Annotated in this window: 20 protein-coding genes and 4 pseudogenes; 11 read left to right on the forward strand and 13 right to left on the reverse strand. The window is 67.5% G+C overall.

The window, feature by feature from the left end; translation table 11 throughout:
* Positions 1-22: 22 nt before the first annotated feature.
* The 3 genes from ACTWP9_RS31800 (at position 23) to ACTWP9_RS31810 (ending at position 2140) form a co-directional block, all read left to right on the forward strand.
* Positions 23-946, forward strand: coding sequence for a hypothetical protein (locus ACTWP9_RS31800; RefSeq protein ID WP_443249789.1), 924 nt, complete (start codon positions 23-25; stop codon positions 944-946).
* A gap of 603 nt (positions 947-1549) precedes the next feature.
* On the forward strand, positions 1550-1687 hold the full coding sequence (locus ACTWP9_RS31805) for a helix-turn-helix domain-containing protein (RefSeq protein WP_443249790.1): 138 nt from the start codon (positions 1550-1552) through the stop codon (positions 1685-1687).
* A 222-nt stretch (positions 1688-1909) separates the two neighbouring features.
* Positions 1910-2140 carry a hypothetical protein gene (locus ACTWP9_RS31810; protein WP_443249791.1) on the forward strand — a complete coding sequence of 77 codons (231 nt, stop codon included), beginning with the start codon at positions 1910-1912 and terminating at the stop codon, positions 2138-2140.
* Positions 2141-2502: 362 nt separating this feature from the next.
* Here ACTWP9_RS31810 and ACTWP9_RS31815 read toward each other — a convergent pair whose 3' ends face one another.
* Positions 2503-2943 carry a WapI family immunity protein gene (locus ACTWP9_RS31815; RefSeq protein WP_443249792.1) on the reverse strand — a complete coding sequence of 147 codons (441 nt, stop codon included), beginning with the start codon at positions 2941-2943 and terminating at the stop codon, positions 2503-2505.
* Positions 2944-3565: 622 nt separating this feature from the next.
* The gene (locus ACTWP9_RS31820; protein WP_443249793.1) at positions 3566-3736 is read right to left on the reverse strand and encodes a hypothetical protein; all 171 of its coding nucleotides are present in this window, start codon (positions 3734-3736) and stop codon (positions 3566-3568) included.
* 56 nt (positions 3737-3792) lie between these two features.
* On the opposite strand from ACTWP9_RS31820, the gene ACTWP9_RS31825 reads away from it, so the two are divergent.
* Positions 3793-3933, forward strand: a complete 141-nt coding sequence (locus ACTWP9_RS31825) for a hypothetical protein (RefSeq protein ID WP_443249794.1) — start codon at positions 3793-3795, stop codon at positions 3931-3933.
* A 610-nt stretch (positions 3934-4543) separates the two neighbouring features.
* On the opposite strand, the gene ACTWP9_RS31830 is transcribed toward ACTWP9_RS31825, so the two are convergent.
* The 4 genes and pseudogenes from ACTWP9_RS31830 to ACTWP9_RS31845 form a co-directional block, all read right to left on the reverse strand.
* A complete protein-coding gene (locus ACTWP9_RS31830) occupies positions 4544-4804 on the reverse strand; it encodes a transposase (protein WP_443249831.1) in 261 nt (86 codons plus the stop codon).
* Between the two features lie 1182 nt (positions 4805-5986).
* Positions 5987-6112, reverse strand: a pseudogene (locus tag ACTWP9_RS31835) (IS5/IS1182 family transposase); the annotation flags it as partial.
* A gap of 181 nt (positions 6113-6293) precedes the next feature.
* Positions 6294-6545 carry a mycothiol transferase gene (locus tag ACTWP9_RS31840; protein ID WP_443249832.1) on the reverse strand — a complete coding sequence of 84 codons (252 nt, stop codon included), beginning with the start codon at positions 6543-6545 and terminating at the stop codon, positions 6294-6296.
* A gap of 168 nt (positions 6546-6713) precedes the next feature.
* Entirely contained in the window at positions 6714-7286 is a 573-nt protein-coding gene (locus tag ACTWP9_RS31845; RefSeq protein WP_443249795.1) for a dihydrofolate reductase family protein, read from the reverse strand.
* An 810-nt stretch (positions 7287-8096) separates the two neighbouring features.
* Here ACTWP9_RS31845 and ACTWP9_RS31850 point away from each other — a divergent pair.
* From ACTWP9_RS31850 to ACTWP9_RS31865, 4 genes are all read left to right on the forward strand, one after another.
* Entirely contained in the window at positions 8097-8987 is an 891-nt protein-coding gene (locus tag ACTWP9_RS31850; RefSeq protein ID WP_443249796.1) for a LysR family transcriptional regulator, read from the forward strand.
* Between the two features lie 150 nt (positions 8988-9137).
* Positions 9138-9884: a helicase associated domain-containing protein gene (locus ACTWP9_RS31855; RefSeq protein ID WP_443249797.1), complete on the forward strand. Its 747-nt coding sequence runs from the start codon at positions 9138-9140 to the stop codon at positions 9882-9884.
* Positions 9885-10265: 381 nt separating this feature from the next.
* Positions 10266-10781: a MobF family relaxase gene (mobF, locus tag ACTWP9_RS31860; RefSeq protein WP_443249798.1), complete on the forward strand. Its 516-nt coding sequence runs from the start codon at positions 10266-10268 to the stop codon at positions 10779-10781.
* Between the two features lie 39 nt (positions 10782-10820).
* Positions 10821-11714 carry a hypothetical protein gene (locus tag ACTWP9_RS31865; RefSeq protein ID WP_443249799.1) on the forward strand — a complete coding sequence of 298 codons (894 nt, stop codon included), beginning with the start codon at positions 10821-10823 and terminating at the stop codon, positions 11712-11714.
* Between the two features lie 670 nt (positions 11715-12384).
* On the opposite strand, the gene ACTWP9_RS31870 is transcribed toward ACTWP9_RS31865, so the two are convergent.
* The 7 genes and pseudogenes from ACTWP9_RS31870 to ACTWP9_RS31900 all read right to left on the reverse strand — a co-directional run.
* Entirely contained in the window at positions 12385-13179 is a 795-nt protein-coding gene (locus ACTWP9_RS31870; protein WP_443249800.1) for an urease accessory protein UreD, read from the reverse strand.
* Between the two features lie 83 nt (positions 13180-13262).
* Positions 13263-14006 (reverse strand): urease accessory protein UreG, encoded by a 744-nt coding sequence (gene ureG, locus ACTWP9_RS31875; RefSeq protein ID WP_443249833.1) that lies wholly within the window; start codon positions 14004-14006, stop codon positions 13263-13265.
* A gap of 25 nt (positions 14007-14031) precedes the next feature.
* Entirely contained in the window at positions 14032-14595 is a 564-nt protein-coding gene (locus ACTWP9_RS31880; RefSeq protein WP_443249801.1) for an urease accessory protein UreF, read from the reverse strand.
* A gap of 98 nt (positions 14596-14693) precedes the next feature.
* Positions 14694-16589: an urease subunit alpha gene (gene ureC / locus ACTWP9_RS31885; protein WP_443249802.1), complete on the reverse strand. Its 1896-nt coding sequence runs from the start codon at positions 16587-16589 to the stop codon at positions 14694-14696.
* 33 nt (positions 16590-16622) lie between these two features.
* The gene (locus tag ACTWP9_RS31890; RefSeq protein ID WP_443249803.1) at positions 16623-17213 is read right to left on the reverse strand and encodes an urease subunit beta; all 591 of its coding nucleotides are present in this window, start codon (positions 17211-17213) and stop codon (positions 16623-16625) included.
* Positions 17214-17223: 10 nt separating this feature from the next.
* Positions 17224-17598, reverse strand: coding sequence for an urease subunit gamma (ureA, locus tag ACTWP9_RS31895; RefSeq protein WP_443249804.1), 375 nt, complete (start codon positions 17596-17598; stop codon positions 17224-17226).
* Positions 17599-18640: 1042 nt separating this feature from the next.
* Positions 18641-18930 (reverse strand): annotated as a pseudogene (locus ACTWP9_RS31900) (IS5/IS1182 family transposase); the annotation flags it as partial.
* Positions 18931-19059: 129 nt separating this feature from the next.
* On the opposite strand from ACTWP9_RS31900, the gene ACTWP9_RS31905 reads away from it, so the two are divergent.
* From ACTWP9_RS31905 to ACTWP9_RS31915, 3 genes and pseudogenes are all read left to right on the forward strand, one after another.
* Positions 19060-19356, forward strand: coding sequence for a DUF1330 domain-containing protein (locus ACTWP9_RS31905; protein WP_443249805.1), 297 nt, complete (start codon positions 19060-19062; stop codon positions 19354-19356).
* A 132-nt stretch (positions 19357-19488) separates the two neighbouring features.
* Positions 19489-19797: pseudogene (locus ACTWP9_RS31910) on the forward strand (transposase); the annotation flags it as partial.
* Positions 19797-20087, forward strand: a pseudogene (locus ACTWP9_RS31915) (PEP-utilizing enzyme); the annotation flags it as partial. The pseudogenes ACTWP9_RS31910 and ACTWP9_RS31915, both read left to right, overlap by 1 nt.
* Between the last annotated feature and the right edge of the window lie 259 nt (positions 20088-20346).

Raw genomic sequence — 20346 nt, forward strand, 5'->3', positions numbered from 1 at the left:
GAAGACACGAAGGAGTCATCTCGTGAGCCTGACCGCCGCCCAGACGCCCGCCGACCCCCCGGAGTACGGCAAGACAAAGTATCCCTTCCACATCACCAAGGAAGAGGAACGGCAGTTGCGCCTCCAGGGCGCCGAGGCCGTCCCGTCGCTGGTGATCGGGCAGGCCACCTCCTTCGACGAGTACGCCCGCCAGCTGATGATCCCGCCAGCGGTCATGGACCTTGCGCGCAAGGCCGAGGACCTGCGCCTGTCCGCGTGGGAGGTCGAAGCGATGCGCAAACATCTCACCCCCGCCGCAGAACCCGGTGACAAGGAGGGGCTGCTGCGCCAGATCCTGGTGGAGAAGTACAAGGGTGACCAGACCCATCCGCCCTACATTCGCGTCGCCTGCTCCGACCGGGGCGAGTACGACTACCTGGCCACCGAACATGGCCATCTCCACCCAGGCGACCACCCGAAGGGCGACATCGGATCGCCCGTCGTCCTGGAGATCTGGCCGGCGCAGCACTACTCGCCCATCCACTCCCATGGCCACACCACCGGCATCGTGTTCTGCCTCGCCGGCCAGCTCGACGTCATGGTCTACGAACACCTCAACTGGAACGCCCGCAAGCTCGGCCTGCTCACCCTCACCCCCGGCCAGTGCGCCTGGCTCTCCAAGGACCACTACGCCGTGCACCGGGTGTACTGCCCGATGGACGGCGGCGGTGGCACCACCGGCCCCGGCTACATGAACTCCACCGCCGAATTCGGCGCCAGCTTCCACGTCTACCTCAACCCGGAGCAGACCGCCGTCCATGAAGTCGACGGCGACGGCGACAGCTACAACCGTGACTCCTTCAACTACATCGACGAGAAGTCCAAAGACCAGCGCCCCTTCGCTACGGAGTCCGACCTCTCCTGGAACATTCTCCGCCGGGTCCTGGCCAACACCCCACTGACCTGAGCCCAGGCCGGATGCCGCAGCCTGACGAAGAGCTGAGGTCGCGTCCGTGCGTGGGCTGGAGGCCGGGCAGCAGCGGGCGCAGACATGAGCGTCTCCGCCCGGCGGCAAGCCGGCCGCGCGTCCTGCGGAGCCGACGAAGGAGGTAAACAGCCGAGGCGGGGGCCGAGCGGGAAGCGGTCCCCCTTCGCGCGCGCTCCCCACCGCCCCGCGTCGCCCTGAACGCGCACCCCAGGCCAGCCAGTTGAGCGCCAAATGGCCTCGCAGCCCCCTCCCCGAGAGATGGCGGGGCCATTCACATTCCCCACCGAGCGCTATGACACCTGGGCCGGCGTGGGAAGCGCCGTGGTAAGCGATTCGAAATCCCCCGCGTCCAGTACGCGGTCGGCCAGCGTGCGGGTCGGAACCGGAACGAAGGAGCGCGGCCCCGGCCAGGGCCACCGCGTACGAGACGACACAACAGCAGGCCACGGCATGAGGATCGCCACGGCGGCCGGGGCGGGGTGTTCTAGTGAGCGCCGAGCACATGGGGACGGTGTTCGCAGCTGAGGGGCTGGATGGCTCGGAGAAGCAGCTCAAGCTGGGGTACACGAACTGGACGGACCCGTGTACGGCTACTGCTGGCCGAGCGAGGAGCGGCTGGCGGACGACTGCGGGATCTCGCGGAACACGGTGCAGCGGTCCGAGCGGAAGCTGCTCAAGAGCGTGCGCCCCGGTCACCCAATTGGGACAGGGAATACGTAGCGCGTGCCAGCGCCCTGAGCAGGCACGGACCGGTATTTGCGCAGCCCAGGCCGGGGTGGCGGGGCTAGCCCCTCGATCCCTGACTCTGGCGCTCCGTCAGGGCCGGGGCCACGCCTGACCATCCCACCCCCTGTCGTCGACCAGGAAGCCCTTGCGCTCAAGCGCCCTGTGGTGCCACTCCGCACGCGGACCGTCCGTGTGCCCCGATCCGGAGGGGGAATCATGTCCACGCTCGCTCTGCTGGTTGTCCTGCTGCTGGTCCTGGACGGCCTGATGGCCGTCGGCGCGCTCGGTTACGCGGTCTACCGCCATCCGGCGCTCAAGGCGCCGCTGACCGTCGCCCCTGGCCGGGGCCATGTTGCTGACCGCTGTGGTGACCGCCGCCACAACTGCCACCACCGTCCGGTGACCCCGGGCGCGGGGTATGGTCGGCCCCGCAGCGCCGCCAGCTGAACGGCTGGCCATCGGCGGGTCATTGGCTCTCATTGGCTCCGGCCGAGCCAATGGGACTCCATTGCTGACCTGCGCGGGCCAATCGATCCGATCAGCGCGACTGCCACCCCCTGCCCGGCTCCGGCTGGGCGGCGGCCTGGCCGCCGTGGCCCAGCTCGGGGTTGCCCTACAACGTGCGGTACAACTGGCCCTGCAACTGACCTGTTCGCGGCCGAGGGCCCGGCGCCGGAGCCCGGGGGTCGGCCAAGGGCGCCTGGCAGGACCGCGGTGGGTCCCCTGGCAGGTCCCCGGCGAGGCATACACACGACCCGCCCACCACAAGACCGGCACCAAACCGCGGCGCAAGTGCTGAACTGCCAAGGTCAGCGCGAGGGGAACGGGGCCAGACAACGATCCCACTCGTCCGCCGCCTGGCGCAGGCCAGCGGTGGTCGCGTTGATCTCGATGACGTACTCGTCCAAGCGCTCATCGCCACCCCGCCATGGGGGCGCCGCCTCATGAGAGAGATGGACTCGAACGAAGCCGGAGCCAGCGTGACTGAAGGACAGAACCGGCTCCAGGAAGTAGAGGCCCGACTGTGTGTCCGCCAGCGTTGCTCCACCGACTGCGCGCAGCCACGTCGAGATCTGGCGGGCCTCATCGGTCAGGAGGCAGGGGTCGGTGAAGGACCAACTGCCCTCGGGTGTGGTCACCTCACCCCCGATGACCAGCCAGTTGTCGTCATACTGGTCGCCGCTGACCACCGGGAACTGGTAGCACAGCGCACGCAGCTTGATGCAATGTTCGTGATCAGCCAGTAGCACCACTCAAGGATGTCAGGCACTATCCCGCACCACTCAACTGGTTAAACGGCAAGCTCCGAAGCTGTTTTCGAACTCGACTGGCTCGTCTGGACGTACGTTGCGTTGGTGGGGCGCTGAAGGTTGGCCTTGGCGGTGAGTTTCGGCTCTGGCTCAGCTTGTGTGGATCTGCACCGAATGGCTGCCGCGTTTGAAGAGCCTGGCACCGATGCTGCGCTCGTGCTTGGGGATATGTGGCTGGCTCACCGATGCCTCGGGCATCCGTGGCCGTTGCGCGGCGTGCCAGAGGTTCGGTTCTTCTGCGAGAGCCAGAAGCCTGCTCGGTATCAGGTCGCTGCATGATGCGGATCTCCCATCGATAACTCACAGCGATCACAAGCATAAGAAGAACACTCTTGATCAAGTACTTTGCCTTCGAGCAGGCTGGCTGCACCGCCTCCAGGAGCATTCCACAGGGTCCGATTCGGGCGCTGCTGTCAAAGGAGCCTGGAGGCGGGGGCCGGCGGAGGGTCCGGGCGGGGTAGTTGTCCTGCAGCAGCCCTCAGTGACCCACCGGTTCGAGCCGTCGGCAGGGAAATGCGCCGCCAACTGGCCGTGCATTCAAGGCCGATGAAATCATGAAGAGTCAACTGAAGCGGGTATGCATGAAGAAGTCCAGGTTTATCGGCAAGGCAGCCGGCGCACTCGCCGTCGGTGCCATGGTGGTGACGGGGGCCCTGACCGGCGCGTCGAGCGCTTCTGCCGTGGGTTCCTCGGCCTGCACCAAGAACACCCCGAACACCACGGTCGACGTCACCGAGACGGTGCACTTCCAGCACCGGCCCCGGAAAGAGCTACGCGTCAAAGGGCTTGGTGGGCAAGGCGTCCAACAAGTTCTACCAGTACTGCGAGCGCGGCGACTGGGCCTACGGGAAGGTCCTCAAGGGAGCCCACAAGGGCAAGAAGGGCTGGATCAACGTGTACTACATCGGCTGGCCAATGAACCCCAGCTAAGCCGCAGTCCGCCGTAGGTCTCAGATTTCGTGTGGTCGGACTCTCAGAGCTGATGCCGGATCACCGGCGGATACGATGCTGGGTTGAAGACTCGCAGGTCGCGACCATCGTTCGTTGGGTGGAGTCGTGATGGTGTGCCCCCGTCGGCGTGTCGGCGGGGGCATCGTGCTGTGGACGGCAGTCCGACTTGGGGGTGGAGATGGAGGCGGAGGCTGCTTCATTGGGTAGGGAGACACATTACGGCCAAGTGTCGTCCGTGCGTCATCGCTGCTCTGCTGGGATCGCGGTTATCGGCCTCGCGGCTCCAGCCCAGGCAGCACCGCTTGACGGTCCTCTCGGTCCCACCCGCGAGCAGGTTCAGGCGGTCACCGATATTGACAGGGTGCAGGACTCGGTGGACAACCTCACTGATCCAGCAGAGAGGCGCCAGCAGTTGTTGTAGGTCCTGACGCTGTCAGGGATCTTGGAAGTCTCGGTCCGCCGGATGATCGTCGGACTGAAACGGGTGCTTCCCGTGGCGGTCATGGGAGGGTTGGTCGGTCTGCTTGCGATGTCCGGCTTCTGCGGGACTTGGGCAAGGCGGTGAGCACCCCCCTGAAGAACGATCAACTCAACCTGCGGGGTGGGTGGCGACGCGCCAGGACCGGGGCCGGGGAATGTGCTGCCAATCAAGGAAGCCCTGGAGAGCGGTCGGGCTCCGGGACTGCCGAGCGGGTGCAGGCGGAAGATGGGTGCTGATGCGTTCGAGGTTGACCGCGATGGCGGTCAGGACGTGCTGGACGTCGGCCTTGTCTTCACTGCGGTAGCGGCACTGGCGCATGCCGTGACCGTTGACGAACTCGCTGATGGTGCTCTCGATGGCGGCCCGCAGTGAGTAGCGGGCGAGTCACTCCTGGGTCTGCTGCTCGGTGCGCGACTCGGACTGGATGTCGTAGAGCTCGCGGGGCAGGAACGAGACTTTCCGCCGTCGGTGCTCGGGCAGGCGGTCTTCACCGGGCACTGGCGGCAGTCGTCTGGGGAGAACTCAACGTTGACGTAGCGCGCGAGGGACGGCGGTGTCGACCACCGGCGGCCCCCCTTGCCCTGTGGGCAGGTGACCTCCTTCACGTCCCAGTCGATGGCGAAGGCGTCGCGTGGAAGACGGTGCCCTTGCGGGACTGTCGGGTGCTCTCAGCCCTGATCTCCGACCAGGCCGAGGCCGTGGTTGCGGACAACCTGCTGCTTGATTGGACGGAGAGGGAACCGCCGTCGACAAAGTGCTCCTTCGACAGCAGGTCCCTGTGATTGAGGTTGGCCAGGATGCCGGGGAGGGCCTTGGTTCGTGGACGGCGGCCTTGGTGGTGGTCACATCGGAGCACGCTCACCGTGTCCGGGTCGCAGATCTCGGTAACGTGCACGAGGAAGCCCTTCCATCGGATCTCGCCCCTGCGCGCGTAGGGGACGGTCAGCTCGTAGGGCGAGACGATGGCGACGGCAGAGGGCAGGCCGGCCTCGTCCGAGTCCCGCCGGTGGAGGCTGCCTTGAGCGTCGGTGCAGAGTTCTGCACAAAGATCTGGCCTTACTGGCCAGGAGGAACGGCGACCGGGGACGGTTCCCACGTTCGCCACACAACCGATCGACGAGGGAGGTGCCCAGCTGTTGCCCAGGCAGTATCGCCATGACAACGCCGCAGTCCTTCACCATGGCGTCCCCACCGGCGGCTTCCCCCGGCTGCGGAGTTGGACGTCCCGAAGGCCATCCACGCACTGCTGACCAGCCCATATCTATCAGATTTGAGCTGGCAGGCCATTTACGGAACTTCGGCACTGATTCTTCTCGAACACCTTCTCGTCTCGTTTGCCGGATCCGCATCGTCTGGTAGTGCCGATGCGTCCCGGCGTTGCGGGGCTGCTTCTCCCCCTCGTCGGTGTCTCCCGGATCAGGCTGCCCTCAGCTTCAACCGGACTGCTGCGACAGCTCGGTGGCGGAGTCCTTCCACCCCGCGCCCGGTCATCAAGCGCCTCATGGTGCACCGTCCCGTCCACGATCAGCACCCTTCCGAAACCGGTGTCTACCCCCGCCGGTCCACCTCCGCCCCTTCACGCCGCAGAGCAGCCACGAGCTTGCCGAAACATCGCGGGCTCAGTCCGGTGAATGCGGCTATCCCGGGCGGCTCCGACGCCGTGATCACACCAGCCATGCAGTGATCATCCCGCGAAGCTCACGTCGCAAGATCTGCCACCGGTCATTCCGACGCGCCGACTGCAGGAGATCCCACCGATCCAGAACGCACGGCGCCCTACTCGCCGATCGCGCCGTCGATCGCTTCGCGCAGCAGGTCGGCGCGGCCGTTGTGACGGCATACTCCTCGATCATGTGCGTCAGGACGTAGCGGAGCGAGACGGCCTCGCCCCGGAAGTCCACCATGTCATCGAGGGACTCGAAGGCGTCGCGACAGCACGGGAGTCTTCACATGCCTCACGCCAGGCTGTGAATGCCTGGTCCACGTCGGCATCATCCACGTGGAATTCGCCGAAGACACCACTGACCGTCGGCCACGGGGCCCTCCCCTGCGCGCTCAGCACCATCCGCAACCAGCTGCGCTCGACTTCTGCCGCATGCTGGAGCGGCAGACGAGGCCCAGAAGGGGAGTCCTGATGTCGACACCGCCTTCTGCCTCGGCTTCGACGCCACGAAGCACAACAAGGCGATGGGCTACCGCTCCGTCAACATCACCGTGAACGACTGCGCATGTCCCGCCTCCTGACACCCAGGCGCCGGCAACTGTTCGTCAGTTGGTGTCAGCGGACGACGTCGAAGACGTTCTTCTGGATGCCGTTGGCGTAGGCCTCGTGCTCGACAAGCTTCAGCTTCTGGGTGTCCTTGTCGGTGTCACTGAACAGTTTCTTGCCGGCCCCGAGCAGCAGTGGGAAGACGAGCAAGTGGTAGCGGTCGATCAGGCCGGCGTCGGAGAGGTTGCGGTTGAGGGTGGCGCTGCCGTGCATGATGATCGGGCCGCCCTCGGTCTCCTTGAGCGCCGCGACCTCGTCGAGCGAGCGCAGGATGGTGGTCTCGCCCCAGCCCGAGACCAGGTCGCCCTCGCTGAGCGTGGTGGAGACGATGTACTTCGGGATCGGCTTGTAGTCGGCGAACTCCTCCATATTCGGCCAGACCGGGCTGAACGTCTCGTAGCTGGTGCGGCCCAGCATCATTGCGGTGGCTTCTTTCTGCTCCCGGCCCTTGATCTCGAAGGCTTCCTCGACGAACTCGACCTCCTTGAAGGTCCAGCCGGAGTTGCGGTAGCCGGGCTCGCCGCCCGGGGCCTCCACGACGCCGTCGAGCGAAACGAAAGCGGTGCTGATCAGGGTACGCATCTCAGGTCCTCGGTATCTCGTGTCTGGTTCTTAGCCGGCGCCATCAGCGTGCGCTTGTCCCACGCTGCCGTGGTGCGTCAATCGCTCGTCGCCGTGGTGCATCAATCATGTCTATGACCGCGGATCGCGGAGAAACTCATCGGCCGGTGGCGCGGCAATGTGAGGGAGCCGGGCTCGGTGCTCCGGGGACGGGGAGACCCCCGTACTCCCTGTCCCGACCTCACCTCGTAGGGCATCTCACTTCCTGCACTTCGAGGCTCCGGCCTTCGCGCCGGCCAATGCCGACCGCTCAGCCCCGGGTGCCGCTCCCGCCGACGGCGCGCCAGTGACCGCGCCGCCGAACAGCGCCGTGGCAGCAGCCCGGATGTGACCGCCCGGCACATCAGGTGTGACCCATTCAACTACCTTTTCAGTATCCGTGAATTTCCGCCGCGAGATGTGGCGCGGTTCTCGGTGCCACGTGGACTCCGGTACAAACAGCACGCGATTCCCCCGTCACTCACCGGTAGCCCACTGCCTCCCCTGCCGGGCCATGGACTGCCGGTGACCCCGATTCCGACGCGTGAGTCGATCGGCCGCGACCGGTTACCCGATTTCCGCGAGCGGACCTTCCACCTGCGCCCCGGATCGCGGGGCTTCCCGCCACGAACTCAAATGTGCTGTGAATGCGGCTTGTTGGGAATGACCGCATCCGTGGAACTCCTCCGGAGGCGGAATGTGCAGTCAGCTTGCTCGAGGTCAGGCACTCGATCAAGGATGTTTTTCTTATGCTTGCGATCACTGCGAGCTATCAATGGAGAGATCTGTACCATGCAGTTGCGCGATATCGAGATATTCCTGACTTTGGCCGACGAACTGCACTTCGGGCGCACCGCTGAACGGCTGCGAATCGCCCAGGCGTCGGTCAGTCAGTCCATCTCCAAACAGGAGCGCAGCATCGGCGGCAGGCTCTTCGACCGCAGCAGCCGCACGGTGCGGCTCACCGCCCTCGGCCGGCAGCTCCGCGAAGACCTCCTGCCGATCCCGGACGCCCTGCGGCGCAGCCTGGATCGAGCCGCGCTCGCCGCCCGCGGCGGCACCGCCGTGCTCCGGGTGGGAATGATCGGCGAGAACGCTCACGACCTCCTGCCCTTCTGGGAATCGTTCCGCTCTCGCCATCCCCAGTGGCAACTGAAGGTTCGGCACAGCCCGTTCGTCAATCCCTTCGATTCGCTGCGCCAGGGTGACATCGACGTACTCGTCGCATGGCTGCCGATCGAGGAACGTGACCTCAGCGTCGGTCCCGTCATCTGCACCGAACCCATGGTCGCGATGACGGCCGCGACCCACCCCCTCGTCGACGACAAGAACGTGTCCATGGAGGTATTCGGCGATCGTGGACTGTTCGGGCCCAGCGATCCTCAACCCGCGTATTGGGAGGACGCCTACAGCCCGTTCACGACCCCCTCGGGACGCGCCATCGGACGCACCCACACCGTCGCCAGCTGTGAGGAGGTGCCCACGATCGTGGCCACGTCCCACGCCATCGATCTCACCAGCGCCCACGCAGCCCGCTACTGCGCCCGCCCGGACATCGCCTACCTCCCGATCACCGACTCCCACCTGCTCAGATGGGGCCTGGTCTGGCGGTCCGACGCCGAGACGGAACCCGTCCGCGCACTCGCCCAGGTGGTGCGAGACCTGGGCGTCCTCGCCCAGTGACACGACATCGAGCAGGGACACCGTCCTGTCCTGGGCGGCTCTATCCACGAGTCGTGAAGGCGGTTCTACACGGGTTCGGGCTCTGGCTCTCGCCGTGTGGGACGTGACGCTGCGTGTGGCTCTTTCGACCCGCGCATCGTTGAGCGCCTGGTGCTGCGACCGGCCGGGCGCAGCGGCACACCGGAGGACGTCCTTGCCGCCGACCCGGCCGGAGACCCCCGACAGACCGACACCTCCCCCGAGGGCGGTGAGTCGGCCGAAGAGGACCACGACCAGGAGGAGAAGCCCGACGGCCACGAGCACGGGGCCGAGCTGGCGCTGCTGCACTTCTCCCGCCGCCCCCGCGAAGCGGAGGAGATCGCACGGCTGGTGCGCACCCGCGTCCTGCGCCCGGAGGCCACCGCCTGGCTCACCGGCCTGGAAGCCGTCCGCGCCTTCGCGGCTGAGCACGGACTCGCCAACGTGCCTTACACCGCCACCGTCGACCTGGGCGACCACAAGGTGGCCTGTCCGGTCGGCCAGTGGGCGGCCGAGCAGCGCCGCGCCTGGCGACGGGGCGAGCTGGCGGACTGGCGCACCGAGCTGCTGGCCGAGACCGGGTTCGTCTTCGATCCCCGCGACCAGGCGTTCACGGAGTTCCTGGACGTGTGCACGCTCTACTTCGCCGAGCACCACACCCTCGCCGCTCCCCGCGACGCGGCTCTGGGGGGTGTGGCGGTCGGGGAGCGGCTGCACCAGGCTCGCAAGCCCGGGGGCCTGGGCAAGAAGCCGGAGCGGGCCAAGGCCCGGCGGGAGCGGCTGGAGGCCATCGATCCGGACTGGAATCCCGACTGGCCCCTGACCTGGCAGCGGCACTACGCCAAGGCGTGGGCACGTAGTAGCGCTGTACCTACCTGAGCACGTTGGGGTGTACGCCTCAGTTCCCGCAGGTCATGGACCGCATTCACGTACCTCGACCCGGTGGTGGGCGCCCTCGCGTCCGCCCCGGTCGTGTCTGGCCGACCGTGCCTGTTCCTCCCGTCAGATTCGCGAGTACCTGCGCCGACGGCAGATCCCACACACCATCCCGGAGAAGCGTGACCAGGCCCGACACCGCCTCCGCCGGGGCTCGGCAGGCGGTCGGCCACCCGGCTTCGACCGTGAGAAGTACAAGGCCAGACACCGAGTCGAGTGCCGGATCGGGCTCCTCAAACAGGCCCGCGGCGTCGCGACGTGCTACGACAAGTTGGCCATCCGCTACGAAGCGACCGTCCAACTCACCCTGATAGGGCAGTCCCTGTGACCTCAGTCAAACACGCCCTAGCTCTGGATCTCGTGTTCCGGCCGCAGGCCACCATCACCCTGCTGTGGGCGCTCGGCAGCAGCCAAGTGCGCTCGACCATCGAGAAGGCACACGAACACGCGATAGCCCAGACCCTCGGCTGGCTGGAGGACACGGTCACCGAGGTCCGGTGGGGCAGCGGCGGCCGTCACCGCGCGAGCGCCCCTGCCCTGGCAGTGGCCCGCTTCCGGCATTTCGCGAACCGCGACAACTTCCCGCTCCTGCACGACCATTGCGTCGCCTCCATCAAAGCGCAGCGCCCGGACGGCGCCTGGGGCAACCTCGACACCCGACGCCTGTATCAGCACATCGTCGCGGCCGGGACGCTCTACACTCTCGTGATCACCACCCAGGTATGCGAGGAACTGGGCTTGGCGACCGAGCCGCGGACTGTCACGCCGGGCCTGCGCCCAGTAATGGAGAGAGCTGGCGTGCCGCAGGCCCTGATCGACTGGTCCGCCACGCGCCGGTAGCAGATAGAGACCACCCTGGAGGGCATCACCGACGCGTACGTGGCCAAGCACGGGCGGCTGCCCGGCGAGCGGGCCTGCCATGGCCTGGCGTGGTGGGCGGCGCAGGACACCCGCCGGGAGAGGAAGAGGCCACGTTCCCTGGAGCAATTGCGCGCGTGGTGGCGGGTATCGGCGATCCTGCGCTTCGGCGCCCACGTGGTTGACGGCTTGCTGGAGCGGTGCCGGGCGGCCGGCGCGGCGATCCGGGAGCGGGTTCGCCCACTGGTGGACACTGCGCTCGCCGCGCTCGCCGCGCTCGCCGCGCTCGCCGCGCTCGCCGCGCTCGCCGCGCTCGCCGCGCTTGACGTCGCTGCCGTCGTCTACGTGATGCGGGGCGTCTTCGCCCGCCGCCACATCCTGGCCGAAGCCCGCCGCCACCTCGCAGAGACCCTGCGCGGCCGGAACTGTCCGCCGGGCGTGGACGACTACATCGCCGCCCGGGCCCTCGCTGGCCACGCACGCCAGCTCACCCAGACCAGGCTGGGCCGTTGTCCCCCAGCGCCGGACCAGATCACCTACACCGCCGACTTCCATCGGCCTGCCCGCTGGTGGGTCGCCAGCGACGGCAAACCACCGCGCAGGGCGACCACCTACGAGCGGGCCAAGGTCGCTGGTCTCGCCCTCCAAGACGCGATCCGCTCCGCCCGGACCGCCCCCCGCCCTCGCCTGACAAAGCCGGGGCCGCCGCGCAAGCTGTCGACCAAGGCCAGGACCTGGGCCAGTCCACCGTGCTCACCCTGGCGCAGGCGGCGGCGAGGCAGCTGGAACTCTTCGCCGCGGCGGCCGATGCCGACCGAGGGCCGGACGACGTTCAGGAACCGGACACAGAGGGCCGGACCACGGACCTGGCGACGTGGCTCTCCCCGGAGCGGCTCGCCCGGGTCGCCGCCATGACGAAAGCGTCCGACGCCCACCGCCGGGGCGTCCCCATCCGGAGGCGACGAACGACACCACCGACCCGGCTTGCCCGCAGCACACCCAGCCGCCCGATCCAGGCCAAGACCCCGGCCCGGGAACGCGTCCGCTGCGCAGTGAGTAACGACGGTGCAGTCACCGATGAACCGCTTCCGCGCCGGCCTGCTCGATGCGGCCTGGTGTGCTCCGGCTGCGTGGTGGACTGACCGGGTTGAAGGACCGGACAGCCTCTAGCCAGGCGGGATCTCTTCGACGACGTCCCACGTGTAGTAGCCCCGGTCAGGGTGCTGATGCTGGCTGACCAAGTGGATGCGGTCGATCGTGACGTCGATGCGCGGTGGTCGCAGCGCCCGCAGCGCCCCGTTGAGGTCCCGATCCGAGAAGTCCGCGCGTAACGGTGCAGTCGGGTATTTGAACTCGCCGAATAGCTCGGACAGTACAGCGCTTCGTTTGTTAGCTCTCGACAAATGTTCGTTTGGCTGTCCGGCGGGGTGCGTCTGGGCCTGACCTGTGAGTTTGCGCTTCGTGTGGCTCTGGCCGCACAGAACTGCAACCACCGGGTCGTAGGGCGTTCGCCCTTGCGGGGGCGTCTTGTCCAGGGCATCAGCTCACGCCCGCCAGCCGGTTGGCTGACGTCCGGCCTGAAGGATCAGGCCGAGGGAGCCACGGACTGTCGGGCAGGCATGTCTCGCCCGGCCGCGGATGCCGTGGCGTCCGCGACCGGGCCACAACCGCCTTCTCCGAGGCCGGGCTCTGCTGCGCGGCACAGGCGCTGTGCAGTGCGTTGGCGCTGGTAGTCGCGCATGGCTTCCTCGCGCCAGGCGGCGAAGGTAGAACCGCACAGCTTGTCACGGAACCGGCCGATTCCCATCCACCGCAGCACGGCCCCGGACCGGTCGAGGGGAAAGTAGGTCTCCCCGGGCCCGGTGCTGCCCGCGGCCGGCTCACCGGATGGCTCGGGCGTCCATCCCAGGGCGGTGACCGTGTCCATGGAACGCAGGCTCCCGAAGACGCCCGGCATCTGACGGGCCTGCCGTCCCAGGTCCAGGTATTCCACCTGCACCGGCCCGGTGTCGTCGCTCGCGTCCAGGGACGTGGTCAGGTCCCCGCCTGTCTGCCCGGCGCGCCCCAGCACGATCTTCTCCTGCGTCAGCACCTTGCCGGTGCCGTGCAGCCGGATGTGCGTGCCACGGTGGGTGGCGATCTCGTCCGAGACCACGAACGGCATGGCCGCCCAGGTCAGGACACCTCCGTCGCCCACGTCGGCGTCAATGGTCCAGGATGACCGAGCATTGCCTTCGTAGGCGACCGTGCCGGTCGTCTCCACGACGTCGAGCCAGGCACCGGGGGCGACGTCCACCTCGATGCGGACGTCGTCACCGGACAGCAGCAGCGCCTGGGTGGCGATCAGGCCCACCCGGGCTCCGTCGGCGTCCTGGTCCATGGTCCGTACTGTCAGGTGCCCGGTCGCGTGGTGGACGCGGCTGCGGCTCTCCCCGGGCGTGACGCTTAGGCGGGTCGGGCCGGTCACGCGCCCTGCCCAGCTTCCGCCGGAGCTTGGTCGTGCGAGTGGGTGGTGCCGTCGGCGTGGGTGTGCGGGTGACCGCTCTCGCCGTCCTGGCCGGCGTGGAAGTGCGGGGCCATGGGACCGGGGTCGACGGGGGTGTGGCCGCCGGTGCGGTAGTGGGCGAGGGTTTCGCGGATCCAGCCGGCCAGCATCCGGATGGACGCCTCGTCGTGCCGGGACAGCGCGACCACCGGGGCGCCTTCGCGAGCCTCGCGGCCCTCGCGCGCCATGCGCTCGACGTCCACGCCCACGTACTCGCCCAGGTCGGTCTTGTTGATCACGAGCAGGTCGGCGCGGGCGATGCCGGGACCGCCCTTGCGTACGACGTCACCGCCGCCGGCGACGTCCAGGACGAACAGCTGGGCGTCCACCAGGGCCGGGGAGAAGGTCGCGGTGAGGTTGTCGCCGCCGGACTCGATGATGACCAGGTCCAGAGGGCCGAAGTCGGCCTCCATGTCCTCGGCCGCCAGCAGATTGGCGGTCACGTCGTCGCGGATCGCGGTGTGCGGGCACGCGCCCGTCTCCACCGGCCGGATCCGTTCGGGGTCCAGCACCCCGGCGCTTTTGAGGAAGCGTGCGTCCTCGTCGGTGTAGATGTCGTTCGTGATGACACCCAGGCGCAGTTCGCCGGAGAGGGCCTGGCACAGCGTCGCGATCAGCGAGCTCTTGCCGGTGCCGACGGGACCGGCGACGCCCAGGCGCATGGCGCGGGTGGGGGCGGTGGTGTTCTCAGGCACTGAAGAGTCTTTCTGTGGTGGTGTCGTGGGTCTCGGCCCAGCGCTCGATGAGAGGGGCGCCGTGGGCCGGGATCTGTTCGGGTGTGTGCAGGTGGGCGACCTGACCGGCCAACTCGTCGATGTCCGGCAGCAGTTCGTTCACCCACGCGGTGATGAGCAGCGGGTCTTGCGGCTCGAGTTTGAGCAGGGCTGCCGTCACGGTCTGGGCGTCGTCGTACCCGACCAGGCGGGCCAGGTCGGCGGGGGCCATCCCGGCGCGGTAGGCGAGCAGGCCGAGCACGACCGGGCGCGACCAAGTGCGCGCGCGAGCGTCGACGGGGCCGGGCCAGAGCGTCTGCAGGACGCGCAGATACCCGCGCCCCAGGCGCCGCCCGTTGGCTCTCAGCGCCTGGCTGGGGGTCCGGGCGGCCCAGGCGGCCTCGACCTCGGCGAGGTCGCCGCCGCCCGCGGCCACCGCACGTGCGACGACGGCGGTTCCGGCCTCCACACGGGTGACCGTGCGAAGGCGGGAACGCAGGTAGGCGGGAACCTCGGCAGATGTCGTGCCGGCCCGCAAGGCCGGCTCCAGACCGGCGGACTGCGTGTGTCCACCGGACGGGAGCCGGGCGTCGCCCAACAAGGCGAGCAGGAGTGAAGAGGTGCCCACAGGTCGCCTCAGAACAGCAGATAGCGCTGGGTCAGCGGCAGGCTCTGCGGCGGGTTCGGCTGGTCGATATACCAGAAACCCTTACGGCCTGGGTGTTCGGTGAGGCCGTGCTCCTCCGGATCGACCCCCGGGATCTCCACCGCGATCTTGAACTGGGTCGGGTGGATGTCGATCTCGAAGCACTTGTCGTTGAAGACCATGTCCGTCTTCTTCCTGCCCTTGACCGGCTTGGCGCCCTTCAGCTCACGCCGCAGGCCGAGGGTGGCCTTCAGGGATTCCTTGAAGACGCCCTTACCCTTCACCTTCTTGTACGGGTGAGTGCCCTTGGGCGGGTTGAGGGCCTTGTCCGAGACGAACGAGTAGGACACCTGGGAGGCGATCGCGTCGGCCATCGCCGGGCGCAGGAAGGTGGGCTGCGGGGTGGACACCGAACCGTTCGGGTCTCCCAGATTGCCGAGCACCATGGCGCCGCCCTTGATGACCACCTCGGGCCGTACGGCGAAGAACCGCGGGTCCCACAGCACCAGGTCGGCCAGCTTCTTTACCTTCACTGAACCGACGTACTCGTCGATACCGTGGGCGATGGCGGGGTTGATCGTGTACTTGGCCACGTAGCGCAGAGCGCGGGCGTTATCGCCCTCCCCCTGCTCGGCCCGGTAGAAGAAGTTCGCGTCCTGGAAGGTCTTGTAGCTCCACTCCTTCATGACGTGCGCGACCTGCCAGGTGCGGGTCACGACCTCGCCGACGCGGCCCATGGCCTGGGCGTCGGAGGACGTGATGGACATCGCGCCCATGTCGTGCAGTACGTCCTCGGCGAACATGGTCGTGGAGCGGACGCGGGAGTCGGCGAACGCTTGGTCGTTCGGGTTGCCGAGGTTCAGGTGGTGGGCGGAGGCCAGCATGTCGATGTGCTCGGCGACGGTGTTCACCGTGTACGGCAGCGTCGGGTTCGTCGAGGCGGGCAGGACGTTTTCTTCGGCAGCCACCTTCAGGATGTCGGGGGCGTGCCCGCCACCGGCGCCCTCGGCGTGGAAGACGTGGATGCTGCGTCCGTCGATGGCATCGATAGTGGTACCAACGAAGCCGGCCTCGTTGAGGGAGTCGGCGTGCAGGGCGACCTGCAGGCCCCAGTCCTCCCCGGCCTTCAGAGCGGCGTCCAGAGCTGCCGGGGTGGCCCCCCAGTCCTCGTGGATCTTGTAACCGCCGGCACCCCCCAGCGCCTGCTCGTCCAGGCCGTCCTTGCTGACGGTGTTGCCCTTGCCCAGCAGCATGACGTTGACCGGCAGGTCGTCGAAGCTCCGGTGCAGGTTCACCAGGTGCTGCGGGCCGGGAGTCACGGTGGTCGCCTTGGATCCCTCAGAGGGGCCCACGCCGCCACCGACAAGGGTGGTGGTCCCAGTGGCCAGGGCCTCCATGACAGCCGAGGGGGAGATGTAGTGCACATGAGTGTCCACGGCACCGGCGGTCAGGATCTTGCCCTCGCCGGAGATCACATCCGTGGAAGGGCCGATCTCCAGCCCGGGGGTGACCCCAGTCATGACATCGCTGTTGCCTGCCTTGCCGATCGCGACGATCTCGCGGCCCCTGATACCGACGTCGGCACGCACGACGGCGTTCTTGCTGGCGCTCTCACCCGGGACGAGGCTTGCCAGTTCCTGCGCGGGGGCGACGTCCAGGATGATTACGTTGGTGATTACGGTGTCGGGGGCGCCCTCCGCACTGGTGGTGGTGCCCTGCAGCATCGACTCGCGGATGGTCTTACCGCCGCCGAAGATCGCCTCGTCGCCGCCGAAGGTCAGGTCGTGGGTGACCTCGATCCAGAGGTTGGTGTCGCCCAGGCGGACCTGGTCGCCTACGGTCGGGCCGTAGGACTTCGCATAGTCCTTGCGGGTGATGGTCGTCATTGCTGTCCTCCAGCTGGGTGTACGAGGGCCCTGTCAGCCGAGGGCGACGTCGCCGGCCTGCTTGTCCTTGCGCAGGCCCGGAACACGCCGATTCCCGCCGATCTCCACGACCTCGATCTCGTCGCTGGGCGAGTTCTCGGGGCTGAACCGCTTGGAGTCCCCCGGAGCGACATCGAGGCGGTATCCCCAGGGGGCCTGTCCCGGCGTCTTCGACCGGTCATGCGCCAACTGGCGGGCTGCGGCGATCTGCTCAGACCGTGAGAGCTGAGGGTCCGTCAGGGCAATCTCGGCGTCGGCGGCCTTGTTCTCGTCAGTGAAGAACAGCAGGTTCTCGTTGACGTCGGCCAGGTGGATGTGCGAACCGACCTGGATGTCGCGGTCACCGACATTGAGCACGTAGAGAGTGGCCTTATCGCCTTGGGAGTTGAGCACGTGGGGGTCCGAGTCCTTGACCCACACTCCTCCCACCTTGTACTGGGAAAAGTCGTAGGACTTGCTCGGATCCAGGGCAGAGGGCTTGGGCAGGGGCATCAGCCCTCCGAACTTTTCGTCAGGGCCGGGCGGCGCGGGTACAGGCTGTTTGACCGGCACAGGCGGCGTGGTCAGCGACTGGAAGTAGGGCATGGGTTCGTCCTCAGCTGCTCGGGGCGGGGATCGGGGCGCGGATCGGGTCGTAGAGGGTGACGAGCTTGCGGCCGTCAGGGAAGGTCGCCTCGATCTGGAGGATGTCGAGCATCTCGGGCACGCCCTCCATGACGTCGTCCGTCGTGAGGACGCGCTCTCCCTCGCCTTGGGTGTCACCCTTCCGCTTGTCCAGGGGAATGCTGGGGTCGCTCATCATCTGGTCGACGGTGTAGCTGCCCGCCCGGGCTTCCTCGATGACCCAGCAGCTGATGTAGGCCACGGCCTCGGGGTAGTTCAGCTTGATGCCGCGTTCCTTGCGGTAGCTGGCGAGCATCCCGGCCACGCTCAGCAGCAGCTTTTCCTGCTCTGAAGGAATCAGGTGCATCCGTGCTCCTCGGTGGTGGTGATGGCACCCTGGCCCCGGGCGGGTCAGGGGCCCTCGTGCGGCCCCGGCTCGACGCAGGCCGCCAAGACGGCTCCGTCGGGACCGGGGGCCGACACGTAGGTCCTCTCGGCGAAATTCCTGCAGGGGCCGCGGTGTCGTGAGCCTGGCGGCGCGCCCGGACCACGCCCGCACACCTCCTGGCCGACGCCCCTCAACAGGCACCTTGCGGTGGCGTGGCAGGCAATGAGGCGTCTCGTCCGACAGGAGGACGCGTGGCCGTACCACCAGGACTCGGGTCGGGCAGGCCGCCGCAGCCGAGGCCGGAGGGGCCGAGAGCACGACGTGCACCTGGCCGGGCCGGAAGTCCGGGGCGATGCTGGTCAGGACAGGCCGCCGCGACCGGCCGCGTCGTGCGGGTGCCTGGGTCCCGCCCAGGCCGCGCACGGTGAGGAAGGCATGCGGTTGCGCCTCGTCGCTGTGTCCCGTGGCTGTGGTGGCGGCGGGTCCTGCCGACCCTGGACCGCTCGTGACTGCCTGCGTGGCTGCGGATTCCCCGACAGCGCCGGCATCCCGGCTGGCGTGAACGCGCCCCCCGGAGGTGGATGCACCGGCAACCCCTCAAGGCGCGGGCGGACGTCATGCGAAGGCTTCTCCCTGCATTGGCGCATGCCGGACACGTCTCGGTTCACGAGACAGCGGCCATCCGCCTGCAGCAGCCAAGCATTGCAGCACCGCTTTTAAGTCATACGCGTAAGGGACGTCGACTCTCGGAAAGGGCGAATGTCCGCTTCCCGAAAAGCCGAGATGAGCTGCGAGATTCAGCATCTGCGGAACACCGCTCGCCTTCGACAGTGCGCCCGCCTCGGCCGGTGGGCGTTCGGCCTCGTTTTTACCCGATCCAGCGGTCCTCTGGAGTCCAGGTGCGAGCCGTTGACCCATACGGGTGATCTTGGGTTAAGAGATCGAGCAGATAGGTGTGTGGCCATGGTCGTCGGGTGGGGCCGTCGTCCCAGCGATGGGTGGTCCAGTGTGGCGGACGGGGTTACCGCACGGTGATGCCGACCTCCGCGAGGTCGAAGGCTGGTGCGGCGTCGTGGCAGCGTACGAGTCAGTAAAATGCGTTCGATCAGCTGTGGGTGCGTTCTACTTGCCAGCGCTGGGTGGCCTGGACAGACGTTCTCGGATCGGTGCGCGATTCGGCCGCGGAGTCGGCGTGCGTCGGGTGTTGCCCGAGTCCTAGTCGGCGTCCAGGTGCACGGCGATGCCGTTGAGCAGTGGGCCGAGGTCGTCCAACAAGTCCAAGGTCGGGGCGAACAGCTTCTGAGCTTGGCATTTAAGGTCCGGCGTCCAACTGCGCCTCGGACTTGACCAGGCTCGTTGCGGTTGCCTGAATTATGGGCGCTTGCTCCACCCGGCTGCTGGCCGGATTCGCTGGTTGACGCACCTGACAGCATGGCTGACATGCCTGCTTATGTGATCTCTGAGGTTGAGGTGCTGGACGAGGAACTCGCAGACACCTACCGGACATTGGCGGAGGCTTCCATCCGTCGCTACGGCGGTCGCTATATCGTCCGCGGTGCTTTGCCCGAAGCCGTGGAGGGTACCTGGCCCTCTTCTCAGCGGGTGGTCGTCGTCGAGTTCCCTGATACGGATCGGGCCAAGGAGTGGTACGCGTCTTCCGAGTACGCGGAGGCGCTTGAGGTCCGGAAGGCAGCCCTGGAACGGCGGCTCCTTCTCGTCGAGGGGGTATCTGAGTAGCGGTCGCTATCGTCCGGCGTCGAACGTGCATCGAACCTGATCAGTGTTTTCGCAGTTCAGCGGACGTGAAGCCGGCCTTCGTCTGATCCTTTGCTTCGTCACAGGCTCAGGAACAACACGAAGGCCGTGGTCGTGAGTCTGGTACATCAGGGCGTCCTGCGGGCGTTCGCGGAAGTGTCATGCTTCCGGACGGAGTTGTACGCGTGTCTAACCGCGCGGGGCGACGCACTGTTCGAGCTGTACGACGCGCTGTTGTGCACGGGCGGACCGGTTCGGACGCTGGTCGATCTCGCGCTCGCGCCGGAACATCGCCGTGGCCACGGGGCCTTATACGGCGGGCTCAACCAAGGCCGAATCGACATCGCGCGGCTGCGCCGAGCCCTGGTCGATGTGCCGTTGCCGAGGGCTGCGGATGGCCCGCTGGTCCTGGCGGTGGACGTCCCGGGACCATCGAGGGGAGGGCGCGCGTCATCCTTGACGTGGCGGAGGCCGATTTCGAAGCGGGCGACATCCTGGTCACGAGCTTCACAGACCCCAGCTGGTCGCCGCTGTTCGTCGGAATCGCGGGTCTGGTGACGGAGGTGGGCGGCCTGATGACCCATGGCGCAGTGATCGCCCGGGAGTACGGCTTGCCGGCCGTCGTGGGTGTGGAGCAGGCCACTCGGCTGATCCGGGACGGGCAGCGGATCCGTGTGCACGGAACCGACGGGTACGTCGAGATCCTGCCTTGACCGAGCACACCGAGAAGCCTCGCCCGTAGCTTCCGACCAAACAACGCCAAGCAGTTGATGACCACCCCACGACCGCCGCCCGCAACGCGAACACGCGGACACGACCCGTAACTGTTCTTCATCTGGGAAGTGCCTCTTCCGCCACCACGTACAGGACCCTCAGCATGTCCTATCGTTGCAGCTCAGAGGCGCTTTCTACTTTCTCGATCACCTACCGGACAATGCCCCTATTGAAAGCGCCCGAGGTTAACGCCTCCAG

It is taken from the genome of Streptomyces sp. 3N207 (genome assembly GCF_052246355.1).
Classification (GTDB): Bacteria; Actinomycetota; Actinomycetes; order Streptomycetales; family Streptomycetaceae; genus Streptomyces.

Bases quoted from the DNA above. Each gene is read 5' to 3' on its own strand.
- ureA (WP_443249804.1), bottom strand. From the start codon at position 17,598: ATGCACCTGATTCCTTCAGAGCAGGAAAAGCTGCTGCTGAGCGTGGCC.
- ACTWP9_RS31905 (WP_443249805.1), top strand. From the start codon at position 19,060: ATGCCTGCTTATGTGATCTCTGAGGTTGAGGTGCTGGACGAGGAACTC.
- ACTWP9_RS31810 (WP_443249791.1), top strand. From the start codon at position 1,910: ATGTCCACGCTCGCTCTGCTGGTTGTCCTGCTGCTGGTCCTGGACGGC.
- ACTWP9_RS31890 (WP_443249803.1), bottom strand. From the start codon at position 17,213: ATGCCCTACTTCCAGTCGCTGACCACGCCGCCTGTGCCGGTCAAACAG.
- ureC (WP_443249802.1), bottom strand. From the start codon at position 16,589: ATGACGACCATCACCCGCAAGGACTATGCGAAGTCCTACGGCCCGACC.
- ACTWP9_RS31870 (WP_443249800.1), bottom strand. From the start codon at position 13,179: ATGGACCAGGACGCCGACGGAGCCCGGGTGGGCCTGATCGCCACCCAG.
- ureG (WP_443249833.1), bottom strand. From the start codon at position 14,006: ATGCGCCTGGGCGTCGCCGGTCCCGTCGGCACCGGCAAGAGCTCGCTG.
- ACTWP9_RS31845 (WP_443249795.1), bottom strand. From the start codon at position 7,286: ATGCGTACCCTGATCAGCACCGCTTTCGTTTCGCTCGACGGCGTCGTG.
- ACTWP9_RS31850 (WP_443249796.1), top strand. From the start codon at position 8,097: ATGCAGTTGCGCGATATCGAGATATTCCTGACTTTGGCCGACGAACTG.